Below are 2,898 nucleotides of genomic sequence, written 5' to 3'. Positions count from 1 at the left end.
ATAGATTGTTGTTGTTGAATCATTTGACTCACCTGCTCCCTTTAATACCTTTATTATACAGGAAAAAAGGTACAGCCTCCTCAGTTTTCTTGAGGGTCTATACCTTTTTAAGTATTAAAGGGACTTTTTCAGTGGCCTCCACATAAGCCGACAGCCTTTTTCTATTGTTATCAAATCCATATTTATCCTCTTGGTATCGCTTCAGTCAAGCAGTATCCCCAGCATCTTAAGTTCAGCGGCAATTTTATGCAAAACCTCGATCGATGGCGCTTCCACTGTATGCAGATGCACACCGCCGGTAACAACTGACAGTGGTGTAGCACCACTCTTAGCTGATTTATGTAAAAACTCGGCCAAATCACGGCGGGAAGCCAGCATCAGGTTGGCTTTAATTTCACCATATACGGGATGCTCGACACTGACATCAAGCACCCGGCCACCATTATCGACAATAGCCGCAAGCTCTTCTTCCATGCGCTCAGCACTATGGTGGCAGGCAAATCTAGCTGTAACTGTGTCTCTGGCAGTTGTCGGCAAAATGACATAGCCTTGCGGTGTGGCATAAATTTCAATGCCGGACGCCCGTAATATAGCAACGTCACCCACAATCACCTGCCGGCTTACCCCTAGCTCTTTAGCCAGCGCCGTACCGGTCAGTGGCTGCCCAGTACATTTCAGCAGACTGATGATCTGTTCACGCCGTTCTTTTGCTTCCATAAAAATCTCACTCCTCCGGATTGCACCATCTGAGCCTATGCGCTTGCCACCTTATACGAAGGTTATCCCCCTCTATTATATACCGAAACTGCATTGCTCATCTACAGTCAGCGGCACGCTCTCATCGCCTGCTGCCGGCAATAATACAGTAAAAGTAGTTCCTTGGCCGACTTGGCTGGCTACGGTTATTTTGCCGCCATGATTTTGAACAATGCTATAACATACCGACAACCCCAGACCAGTACCGTATTCCTTAGTCGTAAAGAAAGGGGTACCTAATTTGTCAATGATCTCCGCGGGGATTCCATTCCCATTGTCTTCTATAGTTATTGCCATCATGCCCTGCTGTCTGCCAACAGCGACGACGACTCGCCCCTCATTAGGCACTGCTTCTACAGCATTTTTCAGTAAATTAATGAAGACTTGCTTAAGCTGAGAGATATCACCAACGGCGGTACAACCTAAAGCAGGCATTTTTACAGTGACAGCAGCATTTTTAGTATGTAGTTGGCCTTCCATCAGAAACGTAACATCCTGCAACAGTTTGCAAATGTTCACCTTTTCAAAAACCGGCTCTTTAGGTGGCCGCGCCAACATCTGAAACTCGCTAATCAGACTGTCTATCCGGCCGATTTCGGCAACGATGATCTCCAGGTGCTCGGGCCGCGGCGGTCTGTCGTTCCGCCGTGCCATGAGCTGAATAAAGCCTTTTATTGCAGTAAGCGGGTTTCTGATTTCGTGGGCAATCCCGGCGGCCAGCTGATTAACACAGACCATACGCTCCATGCGCAGCTGCTCCCGTTCCCGTTCATGTCGCTTGGCCTGACGCCAGACCCCATATAAAAGTCCAAAGCAAATAGCTAGAAAAAAGAAACTAGCTGCATCTTCCAGCGATTTGCTCAGAACTCTGGCATACACAGCGTTAAGCGGCATTGCCATGATCACTCGCCAATTAGCATTATATAAGTCAGTATAGATAAACAATTTATCCATGCCGTCCAAAAACGAATTAAATTCCTTCATACCTGATTTATTATTTAACATACCGCTAAACTGATCTTTGTACAAAGAGCATTCCGGGTAAAGCTCTATCAAACGGGGATGGTGGACTACCTGCGCACTACTGTCAATAACAAAAATATACTGGTTCTCTGGCATACTTTCCCGCAGCACAGATAAGCTTATATCACTAATAGGCACATGAGCTGATAAGACTCCATTTACCTTGTCACTGCCGTCTGTGATAGGAACTAATATGTTAATATAGGCATTCTCAATGCTCCCGTAAACGATCCGGTCAGATACCGCGATTTGCCCTGACAGGGCAACCTCAAAATTTTTATTATAATTCCATTGTTCAAAGGGTGAGCGGCCATAGCCTGGCATTGTCCAAAGGTCAGTAATTAGGCGACTATTCCGATCATATAGCCCGACATTAGCAAGCCCCAGGACATCAGTTGCCGCCAATAAATCTATTTGCGCCAGCTCAGGTTTAAGACTTTTGACACCAGGACAGGCGGCTAACATCTTTAGCCCTGCCAGCCGGGTATTGAAATACATATCCAGATAATTGGCTGTCACGGCAAGCCGCTCCCGCTCTCCTGCCACTACAATCCGGTACTGATAATTAAAATAATTACCGATCAAGCCACCGATGATTGCCACCAGAACTGTACCAATCACTACCGTCACTGCTCTATTTTTACTTCCGGAAAGCAAGACTCGTCACCACCTTATTTTGACATAATTCGCCAAAATTCAGACTTTTCCTGCTAAATAAGCTATGCTTTGATGTATTTTTCACAAATAAAAATAAAAAGCAAAAGAAGCCTTCAGACTACACTGAAAGCTTCTTTTGCTATGGTGGGCGATGACGGGATCGAACCGCCGACATCCTGCTTGTAAGGCAGGCGCTCTCCCGGCTGAGCTAATCGCCCGTGTTCGTCTGCGTTGAAACCATATTACCCTACTTTATTAAGGTGGATAATTTGATTTTAGACCACGCAGGACATATTAGTAGCCACAGAGTGGCAACATTGTTGGTGACCCGTAAGGGAATCGAACCCTTGATACCGCCGTGAAAGGGCGGTGTCTTAACCGCTTGACCAACGGGCCAGATGGCTCCTCGAGTAGGACTCGAACCTACGACCGATCGGTTAACAGCCGATTGCTCTACCAACT

2 protein-coding genes and 2 tRNA genes are annotated in these 2,898 nt (G+C 46.4%); all 4 read right to left on the bottom strand.

The genetic code is table 11. The annotated features are described in order from the left end of the window. Positions 1-201: 201 nt before the first annotated feature. The 4 genes from VN447_RS21990 to VN447_RS21975 all read right to left on the bottom strand — a co-directional run bounded on the left by VN447_RS21990 (position 202) and on the right by VN447_RS21975 (position 2,832). A complete protein-coding gene (locus VN447_RS21990) occupies positions 202-717 on the bottom strand; it encodes a transcription repressor NadR (protein WP_325528382.1) in 516 nt (171 codons plus the stop codon). A 75-nt stretch (positions 718-792) separates the two neighbouring features. Then, the gene (locus tag VN447_RS21985; RefSeq protein WP_325528380.1) at positions 793-2,436 is read right to left on the bottom strand and encodes a sensor histidine kinase; all 1,644 of its coding nucleotides are present in this window, start codon (positions 2,434-2,436) and stop codon (positions 793-795) included. Positions 2,437-2,578: 142 nt separating this feature from the next. Next, positions 2,579-2,654, bottom strand: a tRNA-Val gene (locus VN447_RS21980). 103 nt (positions 2,655-2,757) lie between these two features. Further along, a tRNA-Glu gene (locus VN447_RS21975) sits at positions 2,758-2,832 on the bottom strand. Positions 2,833-2,898 lie beyond the last annotated feature (66 nt).

It is taken from the genome of Sporomusa sp. (assembly GCF_035561155.1).
GTDB lineage: Bacteria > Bacillota > Negativicutes > Sporomusales > Sporomusaceae > Sporomusa.
This window is presented reverse-complemented; position numbering and strand designations above follow the sequence as displayed.

Coding starts and splice junctions, on each gene's coding strand:
- VN447_RS21990 (WP_325528382.1), bottom strand. CDS start 717: ATGGAAGCAAAAGAACGGCGTGAACAGATCATCAGTCTGCTGAAATGT.